Origin of the sequence: Actinomycetospora aeridis, assembly GCF_037400275.1 — a bacterium.
Classification (GTDB): Bacteria; Actinomycetota; Actinomycetes; order Mycobacteriales; family Pseudonocardiaceae; genus Actinomycetospora; species Actinomycetospora aeridis.
Genome location: NZ_JBBEGL010000006.1, coordinates 249,892 through 268,379, shown reverse-complemented (window position 1 = coordinate 268,379; position 18,488 = coordinate 249,892). Strand labels below are relative to the sequence as shown.

At 74.5% G+C, this 18,488-nt stretch carries 16 protein-coding genes; 6 read left to right on the top strand and 10 right to left on the bottom strand.

The window, feature by feature from the left end; all coding sequences use genetic code 11:
• The first annotated feature begins 2 nt into the window (after window positions 1–2).
• Window positions 3–875 carry a formyltetrahydrofolate deformylase gene (gene purU / locus WCD41_RS22540; protein ID WP_337716634.1) on the top strand — a complete coding sequence of 291 codons (873 nt, stop codon included), beginning with the start codon at window positions 3–5 and terminating at the stop codon, window positions 873–875.
• A gap of 12 nt (window positions 876–887) precedes the next feature.
• Here the strand turns inward: purU and WCD41_RS22535 are convergent, their stop codons facing one another.
• The 6 genes from WCD41_RS22535 to glnT are packed head-to-tail and all read right to left on the bottom strand — an operon-like array spanning window position 888 to window position 7,016.
• Window positions 888–1,541: a helix-turn-helix domain-containing protein gene (locus WCD41_RS22535; protein WP_337716632.1), complete on the bottom strand. Its 654-nt coding sequence runs from the start codon at window positions 1,539–1,541 to the stop codon at window positions 888–890.
• Between the two features lie 16 nt (window positions 1,542–1,557).
• Entirely contained in the window at window positions 1,558–2,748 is a 1,191-nt protein-coding gene (locus WCD41_RS22530; RefSeq protein WP_337716631.1) for an NAD(P)/FAD-dependent oxidoreductase, read from the bottom strand.
• Window positions 2,745–4,049, bottom strand: coding sequence for an FMN-binding glutamate synthase family protein (locus WCD41_RS22525; protein WP_337716629.1), 1,305 nt, complete (start codon window positions 4,047–4,049; stop codon window positions 2,745–2,747). The genes WCD41_RS22530 and WCD41_RS22525 overlap by 4 nt, the downstream gene beginning before the upstream one ends.
• A complete protein-coding gene (locus tag WCD41_RS22520; RefSeq protein ID WP_337716627.1) occupies window positions 4,049–4,738 on the bottom strand; it encodes a GltB/FmdC/FwdC-like GXGXG domain-containing protein in 690 nt (229 codons plus the stop codon). Before WCD41_RS22520 ends, WCD41_RS22525 begins: the two co-directional genes overlap by 1 nt.
• Complete coding sequence (locus tag WCD41_RS22515) at window positions 4,726–5,616, bottom strand: class II glutamine amidotransferase domain-containing protein (protein ID WP_337716625.1); 891 nt, start codon at window positions 5,614–5,616, stop codon at window positions 4,726–4,728. Before WCD41_RS22515 ends, WCD41_RS22520 begins: the two co-directional genes overlap by 13 nt.
• A gap of 41 nt (window positions 5,617–5,657) precedes the next feature.
• Window positions 5,658–7,016: a type III glutamate--ammonia ligase gene (gene glnT / locus WCD41_RS22510; protein WP_337716623.1), complete on the bottom strand. Its 1,359-nt coding sequence runs from the start codon at window positions 7,014–7,016 to the stop codon at window positions 5,658–5,660.
• Window positions 7,017–7,206: 190 nt separating this feature from the next.
• On the opposite strand from glnT, the gene WCD41_RS22505 reads away from it, so the two are divergent.
• Both WCD41_RS22505 and WCD41_RS22500 read left to right on the top strand, forming a co-directional pair.
• Window positions 7,207–8,106, top strand: coding sequence for a helix-turn-helix domain-containing protein (locus tag WCD41_RS22505; RefSeq protein WP_337716622.1), 900 nt, complete (start codon window positions 7,207–7,209; stop codon window positions 8,104–8,106).
• A 102-nt stretch (window positions 8,107–8,208) separates the two neighbouring features.
• Complete coding sequence (locus WCD41_RS22500) at window positions 8,209–9,444, top strand: acyl-CoA dehydrogenase family protein (protein WP_337716620.1); 1,236 nt, start codon at window positions 8,209–8,211, stop codon at window positions 9,442–9,444.
• Between the two features lie 16 nt (window positions 9,445–9,460).
• Here the strand turns inward: WCD41_RS22500 and WCD41_RS22495 are convergent, their stop codons facing one another.
• The 3 genes from WCD41_RS22495 to WCD41_RS22485 form a co-directional block, all read right to left on the bottom strand.
• Window positions 9,461–9,868 carry a DUF6069 family protein gene (locus WCD41_RS22495; protein ID WP_337716618.1) on the bottom strand — a complete coding sequence of 136 codons (408 nt, stop codon included), beginning with the start codon at window positions 9,866–9,868 and terminating at the stop codon, window positions 9,461–9,463.
• A 71-nt stretch (window positions 9,869–9,939) separates the two neighbouring features.
• A complete protein-coding gene (gene denD / locus WCD41_RS22490) occupies window positions 9,940–10,902 on the bottom strand; it encodes a D-erythronate dehydrogenase (protein ID WP_337716616.1) in 963 nt (320 codons plus the stop codon).
• Window positions 10,893–12,254, bottom strand: a complete 1,362-nt coding sequence (locus WCD41_RS22485; protein ID WP_337716614.1) for a four-carbon acid sugar kinase family protein — start codon at window positions 12,252–12,254, stop codon at window positions 10,893–10,895. Before WCD41_RS22485 ends, denD begins: the two co-directional genes overlap by 10 nt.
• Before the next feature lie 48 nt (window positions 12,255–12,302).
• Between WCD41_RS22485 and WCD41_RS22480 the strand changes: the two genes are divergently transcribed.
• Together WCD41_RS22480 and WCD41_RS22475 are read left to right on the top strand one after the other, a co-directional pair.
• Entirely contained in the window at window positions 12,303–14,711 is a 2,409-nt protein-coding gene (locus tag WCD41_RS22480; RefSeq protein WP_337716612.1) for a PEP/pyruvate-binding domain-containing protein, read from the top strand.
• 26 nt (window positions 14,712–14,737) lie between these two features.
• The gene (locus tag WCD41_RS22475) at window positions 14,738–15,007 is read left to right on the top strand and encodes a hypothetical protein (RefSeq protein ID WP_337716610.1); all 270 of its coding nucleotides are present in this window, start codon (window positions 14,738–14,740) and stop codon (window positions 15,005–15,007) included.
• Between the two features lie 45 nt (window positions 15,008–15,052).
• Here the strand turns inward: WCD41_RS22475 and WCD41_RS22470 are convergent, their stop codons facing one another.
• Window positions 15,053–17,179: an HNH endonuclease signature motif containing protein gene (locus WCD41_RS22470; RefSeq protein ID WP_337716608.1), complete on the bottom strand. Its 2,127-nt coding sequence runs from the start codon at window positions 17,177–17,179 to the stop codon at window positions 15,053–15,055.
• 376 nt (window positions 17,180–17,555) lie between these two features.
• Here WCD41_RS22470 and WCD41_RS22465 point away from each other — a divergent pair, with 376 nt between their 5' ends.
• Window positions 17,556–18,488 carry a PLP-dependent cysteine synthase family protein gene (locus tag WCD41_RS22465; RefSeq protein WP_337716606.1) on the top strand — a complete coding sequence of 311 codons (933 nt, stop codon included), beginning with the start codon at window positions 17,556–17,558 and terminating at the stop codon, window positions 18,486–18,488.

Sequence of the window (18,488 nt, the reverse complement as noted above, 5' to 3'; positions counted from 1 at the left end):
TCATGGAAGCCTCCCTGCCGGACCCCGAGGTCGGGCGTCTCCTCGTCTCCTGCCCGGACGGGCCCGGCATCGTGGCGGCGATCAGCGGCTTCCTCCTCGCCCGCGGCGCGAACATCGTCCAGTCCGACCAGCAGACCACCGACCCCGTCGGGGGCCGGTTCTTCCTGCGGATCGTGTTCCGGATGCCGGAGCTGACGACGTGGCTCCCGGCCCTGGAGGAGGAGTTCGGCGCGGAGGTCGCCGAGCGCTTCGGGATGTCGTTCCGGATGCGGGCCGCGTCGGTCCCGACGCGCGTGGCGCTGTTCGTGTCGCGCTACGACCACTGCCTGCTCGACCTGCTGTGGCGGTGGCGACGCGGGGAGCTGCCGATCGACGTCGTGCAGGTGGTCTCCAACCACCCCGACCTGCAGAAGGAGGTCGCGACCTTCGACGTGCCCTACGCGCACATCCCGGTCACGCGCGACACCAAGCCCGAGGCCGAGCGCCAGCAGGCCGAGCTGCTCGACGGCCGGGTCGACCTCGTCGTGCTCGCCCGCTACATGCAGGTGCTCACGGGCGGGTTCCTCGAGCGCATCGGCGTGCCGGCGATCAACATCCACCACTCGTTCCTGCCCGCGTTCGCGGGGGCGGGCCCCTACGAGCAGGCGAAGACGCGCGGGGTGAAGCTCGTCGGCGCGACGGCCCACTACGTCACCGAGGACCTCGACGAGGGCCCGATCATCGAGCAGGACGTAGCCCGGATCTCCCACCGCGACCGGGTCGCCGACATCACCCGCCGCGGTGCCGACGTCGAGCGGACCGTGCTCGCGCGGGCCGTGCGGTGGCACTGCGAGGACCGGGTGCTGCTCGACGGGCACTCGACGATTGTCTTCTGACCTGGCTGTGTTCTAGTCCTCGCCGTTCCCCGCGTCGGGGTGGGCGACCACCGACAGGAAGCGGATCGGGAGCTCCAGCAGGTCCTGCGGGCCGTGCAGCCCGTTGCCGTCGAGCTGGAGCGCGTCGCCGGGCAGCAGGTCGTAGCTCGACTCGCCGTGGCTGTAGACCATGTGGCCCTCGAGCATGTACAGCAGCTCGGTGCCCGGGTGCTGGAAGAGCGGGAACTCCTCGCTGCGCTCGGTGAGCGTGACGAGGTGGGCCTCCATGCGCTTGTGCTGGCCGCGCAGGCCGCCGAGCAGCGTGTAGTCGTGCCCCACCCGGGTGCCGCGCGCGACGATCCGCGCGCCGGCACCCGAGCGGGTGTGCACGGCCTCCCGCTCGACGTCGGCGCCGCGGAAGAACGCCGTCACCGGGATGTCGAGCGCGTCGGCGAGCCGCGCGAGCGTCGTGAGGCTGCACGACGTCTGCGCGTGCTCGATCTTCGAGAGCATCGGCTTGGAGATGCCGGTGCGCACCGACATCTCGGCGAGCGTGGCCCCGGAGGCCCGGCGCAGCCGCCGGACCTCCGCGCCGATGGCCCGCTCGAGCCGCCCCTCCTGGGAGGTCGGCGTCGCGACCTCCCGCGCTGCCGGCCCCCCGGGGTCGACACCGTCCTCCTGGCTCATGACGGGGAGTATGCCGTCAGCGCATCTCCCCGGCGCCGACGTAGGGGTGCGGGCTGCGCAGGAGCTCGCCCTCGGCGAAGCGGGAGAGCCGGAAGTCCGACGCCGGGATGTCCGGGTCGCGGCTCGTGCCGTACATCACCAGGTCCGCCACGAGCCTGCCCACCGACGGCGCGATCTTGAACCCGTGCCCCGAGAACCCGGCGGCGACGATCAGCCCCTCGATCTCGGTCTCCGAGATCGCCGGGTTGAAGTCGGGCGTGACGTCGTAGCACCCGGCGTAGGTCGACGCGATCGCCGCGTCCTCCAGCCCCGGGAAGCGCGTCCCGACCTTCTCCACCGCCAGGTCCAGGAACGACGGCGTGGCCTGGTTCGAGTAGCGGTCCGGGTCGGCGGGCTCGAGCTCGGCGAGGTCGGAGTTGCCGAACAGGATCTCCCCGCCGCTCTCGGGCCGGACGTACTGCAGCGAGACGAGGTCGGAGAACACCGGCACCGGGCCCAGCGCCTCGCCCGGGTCGATCAGCACGATCTGCTCGCGGTGCACGGTGATCGGCAGCGTGATGCCGTGCTTGGCGAGCAGCGGCACCGACCACGGGCCGGCCGTCAGCACGACCGTGCCCGTGTGGATCTCCGAGCCGTCGGCGAGGCGGACCCCGGTGACGGCGCCGCCCCGCGTGACGAGGTCGGTGACCGTGGTGCCCTGGCGCAGCCGGACGCCGGCGCGGCGCGCGGCGCCCGCGAAGGCCTGGGCGGTCTGGTAGGCGTCGCCGTAGCCGCCGCGCTCCTCCCAGGCGAACGCGGCGAAGGGCTCGAGGTCGGCCGACGGCCACAGCTTGGCGACCTCGGAGGCGTCGATGTCCTCGGTGCGCACCCCGACGGCGCGCTGGTCGGCCATCGAGGCGCGCAGGGCGTCGACGTTCGGCTCGCCGACGCCCACGACGTAGCCGGTCTGGTGGAAGCCGACGTCCTCGCCGAGCACGTCGGCCGCGTTCTCGAAGACCTCCAGCGCGCGGGTCGCCATGGCGGCCAGCGAGGAGACGCCGTAGTGGCAGCGCACGACCCCGGACGACTTGCCGGTGCCGCCGGAGCCCACGGTGGAGCGCTCGACGATGACGACGTCGGTGGTGCCGCGCTCGGCGAGGGCCCAGGCGGCGGCGCAGCCCTCGAGGCCGCCTCCGACGATGACGACCTCGGCGGTGTCGGCGCTCACCGGGTCACCCCCGGGATCCAGCTGGTGCCGGCGAGCGGGACGCGGGCCATGGCGGCGGCCTCGATGGTCAGGGCGACGAGGTCCTCGGGCTCGAGGTGCAGCACGTGGGCCTTCCCGCAGGCGCGGGCGATGGTCTGGGCCTCCATGGTGAGGACGCGCAGGTAGTTCGCGAGGCGTCGTCCGGCGTCGACGGGGTCGAGGCGCTGGGCGAGTTCGGGGTCCTGGGTGGTGATCCCGGCGGGGTCGCGGCCGTCCTGGAAGTCGTCGTAGTACCCCGCCGCCGAGCCCATCGCCTCGTACTCCGCGGCGTACTGCGGGTCGTTGTCGCCGAGCGCGATCAGGGCGGCGGTGCCGATGGCGACCGCGTCCGCGCCGAGGGCCATGGCCTTGGCGACGTCGGCGCCGGTGCGGATGCCGCCGGAGACGATCAGCTGGACCTTGCGGTGCAGCCCGAGCTCCTGCAGCGCCTGCACCGCCTGCGGGATCGCGGCCAGGGTGGGGATGCCGACGTGCTCGATGAACACCTCCTGGGTGGCGGCGGTGCCGCCCTGCATCCCGTCGACCACCACCACGTCGGCGCCCGCGGCGACGGCGAGCTTGACGTCGTAGTAGGTGCGGGTCGCGCCGACCTTGACGTAGACCGGCTTCTCCCAGTCGGTGATCTCGCGCAGCTCGCCGATCTTGATGGCGAGGTCGTCGGGGCCGGTCCAGTCGGGGTGGCGGCAGGCGGAGCGCTGGTCGATGCCGGGTGGGAGGGTGCGCATCTCGGCGACCCGGTCGGAGATCTTCTGGCCGAGCAGCATGCCGCCGCCGCCGGGCTTGGCGCCCTGCCCCAGCACCACCTCGATCGCGTCCGCGGAGCGCAGGTGCGTCGGGTTCATGCCGTAGCGGCTGGGGAGGTACTGGTAGACGAGGTGCTTGGACTGGCCACGCTCCTCGTCGGTCATGCCACCGTCGCCGGTGGTGGTGGAGGTGCCGACCTCGCTGGCCCCGCGGCCGAGGGCCTCCTTCGCCTGGGCGGAGAGGGCGCCGAAGCTCATCCCGGCGATCGTCACCGGGGTCTGCAGGTGCAGCGGGAACTTCGCGTGGCGGTCGCCGAGGACGACGTCGGTGTCGCAGCGCTCGCGGTAGCCCTCGAGCGGGTAGCGGGACATGCTCGCGCCGAGGAAGAGCAGGTCGTCGAAGTGCGGGACGGCGCGCTTGGCGCCCCAGCCGCGGATGTCGTAGACGCCGGTCTCGGCGGCGCGCTGGATGTCGGCGATGACGCCGCGGCCGTAGGTGGCCGACTCCCTGAGGGCCATCAGTAAGTCCCCGAGTGCTCGCTGGTGAAGTGGTAGAGGGAGCGCGCCGACCCGTAGCGGCGGAACTCCGCCGGGTCGTGGTCGAGGCCGGCGTCGGCGAGGAGCTCGGCGAGCTCGGCGCGGTGCTCGTCGCGCATCTCCTTCTCGACGCAGTCGGCGCCGAGGGCGCCGACGCAGCCGCGGACGTAGAGCCGCGCCTCGTAGATCGAGTCGCCGAGCCCGTCGCCGGCGTCGCCGCACACGACCATCCGGCCGGCCTGAGCCATGAACGCGCTCATCGAGCCGACCGAGCCGCCGACCACGATGTCGACGCCCTTCATCGAGATCCCGCAGCGCATCGACGCCGAGCCCTCGATGACGAGCAGGCCGCCGTGGGCGGTGGCGCCGGCGGACTGGGACGCGTCGCCGGTGACCCGCACGGTCCCGGACATCATGTTCTCGGCGACGCCGGTGCCGGCGTTGCCGTGGACGGTCACGGTGCCGCCGTCGTTCATGCCGGCGCAGTAGTAGCCGGCGTGGCCGTGGACCTCGACGGCGAGGTCGGCGTCGATCCCGGCCGCGATCGCGTGGGCACCGGCGGGGTTCGCCACCGCGTACGACTTCGACGTCGGCCGGTGGAGCTCGGCGTTGAGGGCGCGCACGCCGCCGGTGTCGGCGAGGTCGAACGTGACGGTGTCTAGCGAGTCCATGCGTAGACCTTTCCGGGCTCGGGCTCGTAGAGGCGGGCGTCGTCGATGCCGGGCAGCGGGGCGAGCGCGCGGAACTCCGAGGCCATGGCGACCCAGGCGTCCGTCTCGGCGATCACCGCGGGCTTGCAGGCGATCGGGTCGCGCACGACGGCGAACCCGTCCGCGCTCGTGACCAGCAGCGTGTAGAAGCCGTCGAACGTCTCGCGCAGCGCGAGCAGCGCCTTCTCGAGGTCCTCGCCCTGCGCGAGGCGGGAGGCGACGAAGCGGGCACCGACCTCGGAGTCGTTCGCCGAGTCGAAGGTGACGCCCTCGCGCACGAGGTCGCGGCGGATCGTGGCGTGGTTGGAGAACGAGCCGTTGTGCACCAGGCACTGGTCCGGGCCGACCGAGAACGGGTGGCAGCCCTCCGGGGTCACCGCCGACTCCGTCGCCATCCGCGTGTGCGCGAGGCCCTGCCAGCCGTGGGCGCCCGCGAGGTCGTAGGTCGCGGCGAGCTCACGGGGGTGGCCGGTGCCCTTGTAGACGGCGAGGTCGCGGCCCGAGCCGATCACGGTCGCGGCCGGGAACGCAGTCCGGACCGCGGCGACGAGCTCGTCGACGCCGGTCGGCGCGGCGACCACGGTGGTGTCACCGGCCGGGGTGACCTCCGGCGCGAGCGCGGCGAGGGCGTCCTTGAGCGCCTCCGGCGTCGCCTCGGACGGGAGCAGCACCGACACCGCGGCGTGGCCGTCCGGCACGCGGCGGGTGTCGCCGTAGACGGCGACCCCGGCGGAGTCGGGGCCGCGCTCGACGACGCCGCACAGCATCGACTCCAGGAGCCGGCCGAGCTGCGGGTACAGCTCGGGGTCGCGCAGGTGGAGTCCGACGATCCCGCACACGGGCGGTCTCCTCTCGTTCTCGGGGTGGCGGAGGGCCTGTCTCAGAAGGCCGTCAGGTACTGGTCGTGCTCCCAGGGCCCGACCGTGGCGTGCCAGTCGAAGAACTCGTCGCGCTTGCGGGCCGCGAAGTACTCCGCGACGCCCGGCCCGGCGGCATCGAGGCCCCCGGTGACGACGGGGTCGAGCCCGAGGGCGTCGACGGCGTGCAGCAGCGTCGGCGGCAGCTCCGCACGCTCGGTGGTGGCGTCCGGGTCGGTCTCGCGCTCGATCCCGTCGAGCCCGGCGGCGAGCGCCACGGCGAGCGCGAGGTAGGGGTTGGTGGCGCCGTCGCCGCCGCGCAGCTCGATGCGCTGCCCGTCGGGGATCCGCACGTAGTGGGTGCGGTCGTTGCCGCCGTAGGTGGGGCGGCGCGGTGACCACGTGGCCCCGGAGCGGGTCGAGGTGGCGCCGGTGCGCTTGTAGGAGTTGACGGTCGGTGCGAGGACGGCCTGCATCCCCGTTGCGTGGTCGAGGACGCCGCCGAGGAAGCGGTAGGCGAGCTCGGAGAGGCCGAAGCCGCGGGGGTCGGCGTCGTCGGGGAAGCGGGACGCGCCGTCCTGCCAGAGCGAGAGGTGCAGGTGCATGCCGGAGCCGGTGCGGTCGGCGAACGGCTTGGGCATGAAGGTGGCGGTCATGCCGCGCGCCTCGGCGAGCATGGAGATCAGGTAGCGGGCGGTGATGACGCGGTCGGCCGTGGTGAGGGCGTCGGCGTAGGCGAAGTTCTGCTCGAACTGGCCGTTGGCGTCCTCGTGGTCGTTGGCGTAGTTGCCCCAGCCGAGCGCGTTCATCGCCGCGGAGATCCCGGTGAGGTGCTCGTACATCCGGGTCAGCCCGCGGGCGTCGTAACAGGGCTTCGTCTCGCGGTCCAGGGCGTCGGCGAGGGCGACGGCGCCGTCCTCGTCGCGGCGGACGAGGAAGTACTCGATCTCGGCACCGGCGAAGAGCTCCAGCTGCCGGGCCCGCGCCCGCTCCAGCACCCGCTGGAGGATCACGCGCGGGGCGAAGTGCCAGGGCCGGCCCTCGACGTGCGGGTCGCAGTGCACGAGCGCGAGCCCGTCGCGCACCCACGGCAGCGGGGTGTAGCTGGTGACGTCGGGGATGGCGACGAGGTCCGGGTCGCACGGCTGCTGGCCGATCGCGCCGACGGCGTAGCCGGCGAAGCCGACGCCCTCGTGCTGCAGCTCGTCGGCGGACTCGACGGGGACGAGCTTGGCGCAGGGCTTGCCGGTGAGGTCGACGAACATCGCGAGGAGGAAGCGGACCCCGTCCTGCCGCGCGCGCTCGGCGAGGGACGGCTCCGGCAGGGTGATGCCGGTCGGGAGCGGCGCGGGTGGTGCCAGCGGGGAGGTGTCCGTCGTCATCGGGGTCCCTTCTCGTCTCTTGTCGAGAAATCTAGTCTCTCCACAGGAGATTGCCTAGAGCTCGCTGCTCCTGTGATGAACTCGTGTCTCCTGACAGGAGACGAGACGGACGTGACCTCCGTGTGACGCCGGCGTTGCGTTCCCGACCCGGCGGTACCGGGCCAGGATGGTGCTGCGGAGGTGATGCGACGTGGGCGTCTGGGACATCGCGGAGCTGCCCGCGTGCGAGCAGTTCGGGTACTGGCGCGAGGTCATCTGCGAGGCCTTCGTGCCGCTGACGCCGCACCGCACGACCGACGCCCCGGGGTTCGCCGCGACGGTGGAGACGCGGCCGCTCGCGGGGCTGAACCGCGCACGGATCGCGGCGCAGGCCCAGCGCACCGACCACGGGCCCCGCGAGGTCGCCCGCACCGCGGGTGAGTACTACTTCGTGAACCTGCAGCTCGCCGGGCGGTGCGTCACCACCGTCGGCGACCGGACGACCGTCGTGCGGCCCGGTGAGCTCGTCGTCGTCGACACCACCGAGCCCTACTTCTTCCGCTTCGACCGGGCGTGGCGGATGGTGTCCTTCCGGGTGCCGCGCCGTGACCTCGGCGGGCGGCGCCCCGACCTGGGACGCCCGATCGCCCCGACCGGGTCCGGCGCCGCGGTGACCGCGCTGATGTCCGCGCTCTGGTCGGTCGAGGCGGACGCGCCCGGCGCCCCGGAGCTCGCCACCTCCTTCGCGGCGGCGGTCGCGGGGGCGGTGGCCGCGCCCGGGACGGGCCCGTCCGGGGTCACCCGCGAGGCGGTCCTGGCCCACGTCGACGCCCACCTCGGCGACCGCGACCTCACCGTGCCGGGCGTCTGCCGGCGGTTCGCGATCTCACCGCGGACGCTGCACAACCTGTTCGCCGACGCCGACGAGTCGTTCGCCGCGACCGTGCGCCGCCGGCGGCTCGAGCGCTGCGCGTCCCTGCTGGCGGACCCGGCGACCACCGCGACGGTGACGGCCGTGGCGGCCGCCCACGGCTTCGACGACCCGACGTCGTTCAGCCGGGCCTTCCGCCGACGGTTCGGGGTCTCGCCACGGGAGGTGCGGCCCTCCTGACCCGCGGGGTGCACGAACGGGACGCCGGGCGTGCACGGACGGCCGAGACGCGCGCGGGTCGCCGGGCCAGGCTCGACGCACCCGCGCCGAGGAGGAGTCGTCATGGTCGTGTCGTTCACGCTGAGCCCGGAGCAGGAGCAGCTCAAGGCCGCCGCGCGGGGGTTCGCCGAGGAGCACCTCCGCGACCTCGCCGCGGCCGTGCGCGCCGAGCCCGACCCGCTCGCCCGCGCGCTGCTGGCCCGGCCGGTGTTCGAGAAGGCGGTCGGGCAGGGCTTCCTCAAGGGACTGATCCCGGCGCCGGTCGGCGGCGCCGCCTCGAGCGGGGTCGATGCCGCGATCTTCATCGAGGAGTGGGCCGCCAAGAGCCCGGACTTCGTGATCTCGATGGCCGGCCCGCTCATCGCGCTCGCCCCGGTCTACGAGGCCGGCACCCCGGACCAGGTGGGGCGCTTCGTCGCGCCGTTCCTCGCGGACTCCGGGGCGCCACTGGCGGCGATGGCCTACAGCGAGCCCGAGGGCAGCGCGAACTTCGACGCCGAACCGCCCGCCGCCGGCACCCGCACGACGGCCGTGGTCGACGGCGACCACTACGTGATCAACGGACGGAAGGCGTGGGCGTCGCACCTGTCGGGTTGGGACGGCGACGGCCCGGACCTCATGACGATCGTGTGCCGCGCTCCGGGCGGGGTCTCGCTGGTCGTCGCCGAGCGCGACCACCTGGCGGGGCACGTCGAGGTCGAGCAGCACCACGACCTGCCGGGCCTGCGGGGCTGCCTGACCTCACGGGTGCGGCTGCACGACGTCCGGGTGCCGCGCGCGAACCTGCTCGGGGCCGAGGGGCAGGGCGTCGCGCTCACGCGCAACGCCTTCTTCCCGAGCGGGGCGTCGATCGGCATCTTCGCCGTCGCCGCGATGCGCGAGGCGTTCGACGTCGCCTACCGCTTCGCCACCACCGAGAGCCGGGGCGGCCCGGGGCCGATCATCGAGCACCAGGCGGTGTCCGACGTCCTCGCCGACGCGAAGGGCCGCATCGAGGCGGTGCGCCTGCTGGCCTGGCGGGCCCTCGACGCCGTCATGGCCCAGCACCCGAGCGGGCCGGAGCTCGCGCTGCACGCGAAGGTGTTCGGGTCCGAGACCGGCGTCGACGTGGTGAACGCGCTGGTGAAGCTCGTCGGGGTCACCGCCTACGACACGGGCTTCCCGATCGTCGGGCACCTGCACGCCGCGCTCGCGTACCCGGTGATCGAGGGCAGCAACATCGGCGTCCGGCGCCGCCAGCTCCAGGACCTGTTCCGGACGGCCGGGTGGGACCCGCTGGCGGCGTCGGGGATGCAGTGACGCGGACGGGGAGGAGCTAGACGGGGAGCACGCGCCGGAACGCCGGCACCGCGACCGCCGCGACCACGACGTGCATGATCATCAGCGCGATCACCAGCAGCACCGACATCCCGAAGGTGAGCAGGTAGAGGTCCGGGATGAAGCTCAGCACGACCACCAGCGGCACCACCCAGCGCAGCACGGCCGCCGGGCGGGGCGCGAACTGCCGGATCAGCACCCAGCCGACGAGCCCGACGAGCACGCCGATCACGCTGTAGATGATCGCCGTGGTCGGGTTGTAGCCGGTGCCCTCGATCAGGCCGACCAGCAGCCCGATGAGGGTGTTGACCACGGCGGCGACGACGGCCGCGAGCACGACCGCCAGCGCGATGCGGGCGGGTGGCGCGGCGGGCGGGACGGTGCTGGTGCGGACGCTGCTGCTCATGACACCCCTCGTGAACGATCCGTGACGTTCTGTCCGGATCGATCTTAGGGCAGGCTTGCCTGAATGCGGTGTCAGGTGTAATCGGCGACGTACGCCCGCACGACGTCGTCGAAGGACTCGTCCGCCCGCAGGCCCAGCGCGTGGGCGCGGGGCGTCGCGAAGCGCGGGGGCCAGCTGCCGACGATCGCGACGACCGTCGGGTCCTCCACCCAGTCGACGAGCTCGCTCGTCCCCGGGCCCGCGACGCGGTCGAGGGCGGCGGTCATCTCCCGCGGCGTGGTGGTCAGCGCGGGGAGGTTCATCGCGGTGCGGCTGCCCCAGGTCGCGTCGTCGAGCTCGGCGGCCCGCAGGATGCCCTCGAGGGTGCGGTCCGGCGACGACAGCGCGACGGGCATGTCGAGGGGCGCGGGGCACACGGCGCGCTCGCCGGCGAGGGGCTCGCGGACGATGCTCGACAGGAAGCTCGAGGCGGCGGCGTTGGGACGCCCGGGGCGGACCGACACGGTCATCAGCCGCACCGAGCGCCCGCGGACGAAGCCCTTGCGCGTGTAGTCGGCGACGAGCTGCTCGCCGATGAACTTCTGGATGCCGTAGCTCGACTGCGGGCGGGGCAGGGTGTCGTCGTCCACGGGGCCCACGGGGCCGATCGCGGGGTCGCTGCCGAACACCGCGAGCGAGCTGGTGAACACCAGCACCGGGGGCACGGCGTGGCCGCGCGCGTACTCGAGGACGGCGCGGGTGCCGTCGAGGTTGGTGTGCATGCCGGCGTCGAAGTCGGCCTCCGCGGCGCCGCTGACCACGCCCGCGAGGTGGAAGATCGCGTCGGCCTCGTCGCCGAGGGTGCGGCTGAGCTCGCCGGACACGTGCTCCACCCGCGGGTCGGCGGCCACGTCGTCGTCCGGGGCGACGAGGTCGACGACGGTCAGGCGGTCGACCCGCGCGGCCGCCCCGCCGATGCCGACGGCACCGTCGAGCAGCCGGCGGCACAGCAGCGTCCCGAGGAACCCGGCCCCGCCGGTGACGATCACGCGCATGCCGCGGCCTCCAGACGGTCGACGACGTCGGCCAGGGCGTCGTCGTCGCCGACGTTCCCGGCGAACACCACCAGCGGCGGGCCGCTGGTCGGTGCCCAGAGCGAGACGATGCCCGGCAGCAGCGAGCCGCGGACCCACGCCCGGTCGGCCCGCAGCGCCGCGGTGGCGACGTCGGAGGACGTGATGCCGCCCTTGGCTAGGACCCACGCGGGTGGGCCCGCGGCGACGACCCGCGCGGTGACGCCGGTGAGGGCGGCGCTGACCCGGCGGGCGATGTCGAGGCTCTCCGCCTCGTCGCGGCCGGTGACGAGGGTGCGGGAGGTGGCGAGGACGGCGGTGCGGGTGCCGAGCTCGTGCTCGAGGTGCGCGGCGGCCTGCTCGAGGTGGTCCGCGTCCTCCTCGAGGACGCGCTGCACGTCGAGCTCGACGCGGGCGAGGTCGCGGCGGTCGGCGAGGCGCTCGAGCTGGCGGCTGGTCCGCCCGACGTGGGAGCCGGCCACCACGAGTCCGTGACCGCGCCCGACGGCGTCCCGCAGCTCGGCGTCGGGGATCGGCGGCTGCTCGGGCTGGCCCACCCGGGCGCGGACGAAGGACGGGCCGACGCGGTGGACGAACCGGGCGCCCGCGCGCTCGGCGGCGAGGATCGCGAGGACGGCGGCGCGCAGGTCGTCGTCGACGAGGGCGTCGAGGACGATCACGCGGGCGTCCGGGAGCCGCACCGGGCCGGCGCGCAGCGCGTCGATCCGCACCTCCGCGACGTCGCCGGCGGGGATCGCGCCGTCGCTCTTCTCTGCCACCCAGTCGGCCAGCCGGGACGAGCGGTAGCCGAAGGTCGCGTCGGCGGCGAACTCGCTCTCGGCGACCGGGGTGAGCTCGTCGCCGTCGCGCAGCCAGTGGACGCCGTCGAGCGTCACCCGGCCCGCGTCGGTGTAGGCGGGGGCGAGGATCACCGCGTCGGGCTCGCCGGTCTCCTCCGCGATCACGTCGGTCTCGAGCGGGAAGTGCCCGCGCAGGGTGGAGTCGCCGCGGCTGGCGAAGGCGACCTCGACCCCGGCCCGCCGGGCGGCCTCGAGGCAGGTCCGGACGACCTCGCGGTCGCGGGCGGCGGCGTCCCCGGGGGCGAGGCTGCGGGTGTTGGTGAGGACGAAGAATGCCGGCGTGCCCTGTGCCAGCGCCCAGCCGACGTCGTCGGCGGACCAGCGGGTGAGGACCGGCAGGTCGCGGACCGTCTGCGTGCCGGTCGGGTCGTCGTCGAGCACGACGAGCGTCGGTGTCCCGGCCAGCGCCTCCGCGACCCGCTCGTGCGGCACGGCGCGCACCGGCGGCAGCGCGGCGAGCCGTCCTGCACCCATGACCTCATGATCGCAGCCCAGGCCTGCTGTCGGGAGCACACTGGCGGGGTGGAGTACGTCCGTGCGTTCGCGCAGGTGGGGAGCGACGACGTCGCGCTGGTCGGGGGCAAGGGGGCCAACCTCGGCGAGCTGGTGCGGGCCAGGCTGCCGGTGCCGCCGGGCGTGGTGCTGACGACCGAGGCCTACGCCGTGGCGGCCGCCGGGTTCGACGTGGGCTCGCCCGAGGTCCACGAGGCGTTCCTGGGGGTCTCCGTGCCGCCCGGGGTGGCGGCGCAGGTCCGCGCGGCGTACGCCGACCTCGGCGGGGGACCGGTCGCGGTGCGCTCGTCCGCGACGGCCGAGGACCTCGCCGACGCCAGCTTCGCCGGCCAGCAGGAGACGTTCCTCGACGTCCGCGGTGAGGACGCGGTGCTCGACGCCGTCGTGCGGTGCTGGGCGTCGCTGTGGACCCCGCGGGCGATCGACTACCGCTCGCGGCAGGGCGTCGCGGCCACCGACGTGCGGCTCGCCGTGGTGATCCAGCGGATGGCCGACGCCGGCGCGTCCGGCGTGCTGTTCACCGCCGAGCCGACCACCGGCCGGCGCGACCGCATCGTGGTCAGCGCGGCGTGGGGCCTGGGGGAGTCGGTCGTCGGCGGGCTCGCGGCCACCGACGAGCTCGTCGTCGACCGGGCGACGTTCGCCGAGGTCGGTCGCACCGTGGCGGTCAAGACCGAGATGACCGTCGCGACGGGTGGTGGCACCGACCAGGTCGCGGTGCCGTCGGACCGGCAGCGGGTGCCGGTGCTGCGGGCGGACGAGGTGGCGGAGCTCGCCCGCCTCGCCGTGCGGGCCGAGGAGCACTTCGGGGTGCCGCAGGACGTCGAGTGGGTGCGCGTCGACGGGGCGTTCGCGCTGGTCCAGGCCCGCCCGATCACGGCGTTGCCCCCGCCGACCGCCCCGCCGCCCGAGTCCTGGCCGGTGCCGTACCCGGGCGGCGCGTACTTCCGGGCCAGCATCGTCGAGCAGATGCCGAGCCCGCTGACGCCGCTGTTCGCGGACCTGATCGGGCCGGCCGTCACGGGGTCGATCCGCGGGCTGTTCGCCGAGATGCTCGGACGCCCGGTGCCCGAGGGCGACATCGCCTTCCCGACGATCAACGGCTACGCCTACTACTTCTACCGGACCCGCGGTCTGCTCTGGATGACGGTGCGGCTCCCGTGGGCGGCGCGCGGCCTCACCCGACCCGAGACGCGCGGCGGTGTGCGGGGCTGGCGGGAGCGGGCGCACCCGGCGTACGCGGCGACGGTGGCCGCGTGGTCGGCGAAGGAGCTCGCGGGGCTGTCGTCGGCGGAGCTGCTCGACGGCGTCGTCACCCTGCTCGGGGCCGGCGCGACGTACTACACGGCGGTGCAGTCGGTGATCCCGCTCGCCGCCACCGCGGAGATCGGCTTCACCGCCTTCTACGACCAAGCGGTCCGGCGGGCGGGCGACCCCGCCGCCCACGTGCTGCTCGTCGGGGAGGACAGCGAGCCGCTGCGGGCGGAGCGGTCGCTGTACGCGCTGGCCGTGGCGGCACGGACGTCCGGCACCGAGACCGAGGCCTGGCAGCGGGGGTTCGCCGAGCACCTCGAGCGCTTCGGGCACACCGTCTTCGACCTGGACTTCGCCGAGCCGGTGCCCGCTGACGACCCGAGCACGCTGCTCGACACCATCCGCTTCCAGATGTCCCCGGCCGGCGTCGACCCGGAGGCCCGTCGCGAGCGGTTGCGGGCCGAGAGGGACGTCCGGACCGAGGAGCTGCGGGCCCGGCTCGGTCCGGTCCGCCTCCGGGTGTTCGACGCGTTGCTGGCGCGCGCCCGGTCCCTCGGCCCGGTCCGGGAGGACGCGCTGGCCGACGTCGGGCTCGCGTGGCCGGTGATGCGCCGGATGCTGCGGGAGCTCGGCGACCGGCTCGCCGTGGACGTCTTCTGGCTCACCGAGCCGGAGCTGCGCGCAGCGATCCGGGGTGCGGAGGTGGACCCGCCGGTGGCCGAGCGGAAGGCGCTGCGACGGGGGCGTGCGCTCGTCTCGCCGCCGCAGATGCTGCCGCACGTCCCGTGGCTCAGGACGGTGTTCGGCCGGTTCATGCCGGGGGCGGAGACGCCCGCGGGCGGGGAGCTCCGGGGGGTGCCCGGCTCGACGGGCTCGGTCACCGCCGTGGCGCGGGTGCTACGGGGCCCGGAGGACTTCGGGGCGATGGCGCCGGGCGAGGTCCTGGTGGCCCGGATGACCACGCCGGCCTGGACGCCGCTGTTCGCCCGGGCGGCGGCGGTCGTCACCGACATCGGCGGCCCGCTGAGCCACAGCTCGATCGTCGCCCGGGAGTACGGCATCCCCGCGGTGCTGGGCACGGGGTCGGCGACCGAGCGGATCCGCACCGGCGACCGGGTGCGGGTCGACGGCGACGCGGGGACGGTCAGCGTCGTGGGTCCGTAGGGTCGGGGTCGGCTGGAGGTGGGCCCATGACGCAGACACGGAGCGGCCGCCGGGGCGACGAGCCCGAGGACGAGGTGCCGCCGGTGCCTCCGGTCCCTCAGCGTCCGGTGCCGCGGGTGCCCGATCACGAGGTGCCCGAGCTCGGCGAGGACGAGGTCCCGGAGGTCGCTCGCGACGAGGTGCCCGAGCTCGGCGAGGACGAGCTCCCGGAAGTCGCCCGCGACGAGGTGCCGGAGACGCCGGGGACGCCGACCGTGGCGGGGGAGCAGCCGGTGGAGGCCGTCAGCGACCCGTAGGTCGTCGCGCAGCAGGTCGGGGCGGTCGGTCCATCAGTCGGTCCATCAGAACGGTGGCGGATCGTCGGGGTCGTGGACCGCGGGTGGTGTCGCGGGGGTCGTGCGCTCCGCCGGGATCCGCTTCCCGCGGACCGTGCCGCCGGTGCGGCGCAGGAACCGCTCGCGCCAATGGGCGTCCTCGGCGGCGGCGAGGTCGTCGGTGCTGTCGTCGTCGGTGCGGTCGGGGTGGGTCGGTCGGCCGTCGTCGGGCAGGGGTCGTGGCCGGCGCGCGGGCCTGGGCTCGGGAAGGTGCTCGAGGATCTTCTTCGGGGTGGTGGTGAGGCGCTGCCCGGCTCGCGTGCGGATCGTGAAGTGTCCCGGGGCGGGCTGGGTGATCTGCCACCCACCGTGGTGCTTCGCGCGGTGGTGGTGCTTGTCGAGCACGCCGAGGTTCCCGTGTGCGGAGGGTCCGTGGTGGGCCCAGTCGCGGGTGTGGTCGAGCTCGGCGCGATGGGCGGGGCGGTGACAGCACGGGATGATGCAGTGCCGGTCGCGGACCCGGGTCCAGCGGTCGACCTCCGCGCTGGGCCGCCGCCGCCACCGCTCGGCCAGGCTCTCGCGCGGCGGGCCGGGGTGCTCGAGCTCTCCGAGCCGGGCTTGGAGCTCGCGGAGCACTGCGGTCCACGCGGGGTGGGCCTCGGGGTCGAGGGCGGCGAGCAGCGTCGTCGGAACCTGGAGTTCGACGATGGCGCGGCGTTGCCCTGGCCCCCGCGGCTCGTGTCGGCCGTGGGGGCGGGCTGGTCGGTGTCGGGCGAGCAGGACGTGCTGGAGGTGGCCGTCGGGAGTGGTGAGCACGATGCGCCATTCGCCGTACCGGGCGTCGGTCAGCAGCGTGCGGGCGTGGTGAGCCAGGACGGTGCCGTAGCCGGGGACGGTGGCGGGGAGCTGGTCGAGTCCGAGCGCGGTGGTCAGGCGCAGGCGCAGCTCGCTGGTGCCGTTGCGGGGGACCCCGGGTCCGGGGTCGGGCCCGGTGATCTCCGTCGGGGAGTCCGGCACCGGCGGCTCGTCGGACTCGTCGGACTCGTCGGACTCGCCGGACTCCTCGGGAAGCGGCATCCCGGGCAGGTCGAGGACACCCTGACCTGCTGGACCGACCGGGTCCTCGCCGGTGCCAGCGGCGCGGTCTCTGTCCTCAGGCGGGGTGCTGCCATCGGATCGGTCGCCGTCGTCAGGCCCGTCGTCGTTACTGGGCTCGTCGCCGGGCCCGGGGTCCGCAGGACCGTTGTCGCGGGGTCCGTCGTCGCGAGGCCCGCTGGAGTCGTCACCGTCCGGGTCGTCACCGGACCCCTCGTCGCGGGAGTCCTCGGGCGGTTGGCCGGCGGCGTGGTACTCGGCGGCGAGGAGGCAGACGATCTGCTGGTCGGTGAGCCCGGCGGTCGACCCGTCGAGCAACCGGGCGGCGACCTCGCCGCGCAGGTCCTTGATCGGGATGCGCACCCCGAGCGCCCGCACCGCGGCGGCGATGGCGTCGCAGCGGTCGCGCATCGCCAGCCCCCGCGGCGCGGTGGTGTCGCAGACCGCGAAGGTGGCGGTGCCCGACGGGTTCGCGGTCAGCATCACCCGCAGGTTCTTCGCCGCCCGCGCCTCGCGCCGCGCGGCCCACTCCGGGTCGATCGCCGCGCCGGTCTGTTCGATCCGCCGGATCAGCTCCCCGACCGGCAGCTCCGGTGCCTCGGGCAGCAGCTCCTGGGCGACATGGCGGGCGTGGTCGTCACAGAGATCCCGGGTCCACTCGCAGAGCCGGGTCGCCTTGGGCTCGTCGAGCCACCCCTCCCACAACGCTTCGCCCACCGCAGGCAGGCGGACGGCGAGGTCGTCGGCGAGGTCGAGCTTGCGGCAGGCCATCGACCGCGACCACCCCAGCGCGACGGCGACCTCGTCGCCGGAGTACTCGTCGAGGCCCGCGTGGCGCTCGCTGCGTCCTTCCTGAGCGCGCCCCAGGTGGTGCATCCCGTCGAGCAGCCGCGCGGTGCCGTGGTTCGCGAGCCGCGCCGAGGCCCGGACGTAGGCGGCCAGGTCTTCTCCGATCAGCGTGTCCGGCGAGAGCGCATCCAGGGCCGTGAGCAGCTCCGGGCCAGCCTCCAGGGCATCCAGGTCGGCCATCCGGCCGTCCCGCACATCCTGTTCGCTCATGTGTTCGACTCTAGACCGGACCCCCGACAACGCCGCGCCGCCAACGGCTCGTCGACCTCGAACACCAGATCACGGAACGGTAACGATGCGCAGCTCCGAGGGGCGTTGCCGCGTTCGAATCAGACGCCGTTGGAGGTACACCCTGCGTCACCACGCCGAGCCTTCACCGCCGCGAGCGTGTGGCGTTGCGGACGCCCAGTGTCCGCGGTGGCCCACCGCTGACACTCCCACCACCGGGAGGCGAGTGCGGGGAGTTACGGACACTCAACGTCTGCGGAGCCACTCCGCTGACACGTCGGCGCCGGCTCCCCGCACGCATCTGGACCGCACCCCCGCCCCGGCGCCATCCTCGGGAGCCTCACCACGAGGAGCACACATGGGGCACCACGCCGTCGCGAGCTCCGTGCTCGAGGCCGTGGGCCACACGCCGCTGGTCCGCCTGCGCCGGCTCGTGCCCGAGGAGAGCGCCGCGGTGCTGGTCAAGCTCGAGGGCGCCAACCCCACCGGCAGCTGCAAGGACCGCATGGCGCGGGCGATCGTCGACGGCGGGCGCCGCCGCGGTGAGCTCGCGCCCGGCCGCCGTGTCGTGGAGTTCACGGGCGGGAGCACCGGGTCGTCGCTCGCGTTCGTCTGCGCGATCACCGGCCACCCCCTCTCGCTCGTCACCTCCGACGCGTTCTCCCCCGAGAAGCTGCGGACGATGCGCGCCTTCGGGGCCGACCTCACCGTCGTCCCGAGCGACGGCGGGCAGATCACGCCGGACCTGTTCGTGCGCATGCGCGCGGAGGTGGACCGGATCGTCGCCGACGAGGGCGCGTTCTGGACCGACCAGTTCCACAACACCGACGCGCTCACCGGCTACGCCGAGCTGGGTCGGGAGATCCTCGCCCAGGCCCCGGCCGTGGACGTGTTCTGCGCGGCGGTCGGGACGGCGGGGATGCTCACCGGGGTGGCGGAGGTGCTCCACGCCGCGGGCGCCACGCGGGTGGTCGCGCTGGAGCCGGCGAGTTCACCGGTGCTCACGACCGGGGTCGCCGGGCCGCACCGGGTGGAGGGCACCGCGACCGGGATCGTGCCGCCGCTGCTCGGTCCCGGGACGCACGACGACGCCCGCGCGGTCTCCGAGGACGACGCCCGCGTGCTCGCCCCGCGCCTCGCCCGCGAGGAGGGACTCTTCGTGGGGACCTCGTCGGCGCTCAACGTCGCCGGCGCCCTCGAGCTGGCCCGTGAGGCGGGGCCGGGTCGCACGGTCGTCACCGTCGCCGCCGACACGGGCCTGAAGTACCTGGCCGGCGACCTGTTCGGCTGA

What these genes read in the sequence shown, in the direction of transcription:
- purU (WP_337716634.1), top strand. Translation starts at nt 3, where the DNA reads ATGGAAGCCTCCCTGCCGGACCCCGAGGTCGGGCGTCTCCTCGTCTCC.
- WCD41_RS22500 (WP_337716620.1), top strand. Translation starts at nt 8,209, where the DNA reads ATGGTCGTGTCGTTCACGCTGAGCCCGGAGCAGGAGCAGCTCAAGGCC.
- WCD41_RS22495 (WP_337716618.1), bottom strand. Translation starts at nt 9,868, where the DNA reads ATGAGCAGCAGCGTCCGCACCAGCACCGTCCCGCCCGCCGCGCCACCC.
- WCD41_RS22475 (WP_337716610.1), top strand. Translation starts at nt 14,738, where the DNA reads ATGACGCAGACACGGAGCGGCCGCCGGGGCGACGAGCCCGAGGACGAG.
- WCD41_RS22485 (WP_337716614.1), bottom strand. Translation starts at nt 12,254, where the DNA reads ATGGGTGCAGGACGGCTCGCCGCGCTGCCGCCGGTGCGCGCCGTGCCG.
- denD (WP_337716616.1), bottom strand. Translation starts at nt 10,902, where the DNA reads ATGCGCGTGATCGTCACCGGCGGGGCCGGGTTCCTCGGGACGCTGCTG.
- WCD41_RS22465 (WP_337716606.1), top strand. Translation starts at nt 17,556, where the DNA reads ATGGGGCACCACGCCGTCGCGAGCTCCGTGCTCGAGGCCGTGGGCCAC.
- WCD41_RS22520 (WP_337716627.1), bottom strand. Translation starts at nt 4,738, where the DNA reads ATGGACTCGCTAGACACCGTCACGTTCGACCTCGCCGACACCGGCGGC.
- WCD41_RS22525 (WP_337716629.1), bottom strand. Translation starts at nt 4,049, where the DNA reads ATGGCCCTCAGGGAGTCGGCCACCTACGGCCGCGGCGTCATCGCCGAC.
- WCD41_RS22535 (WP_337716632.1), bottom strand. Translation starts at nt 1,541, where the DNA reads ATGAGCCAGGAGGACGGTGTCGACCCCGGGGGGCCGGCAGCGCGGGAG.
- WCD41_RS22470 (WP_337716608.1), bottom strand. Translation starts at nt 17,179, where the DNA reads ATGAGCGAACAGGATGTGCGGGACGGCCGGATGGCCGACCTGGATGCC.
- glnT (WP_337716623.1), bottom strand. Translation starts at nt 7,016, where the DNA reads ATGACGACGGACACCTCCCCGCTGGCACCACCCGCGCCGCTCCCGACC.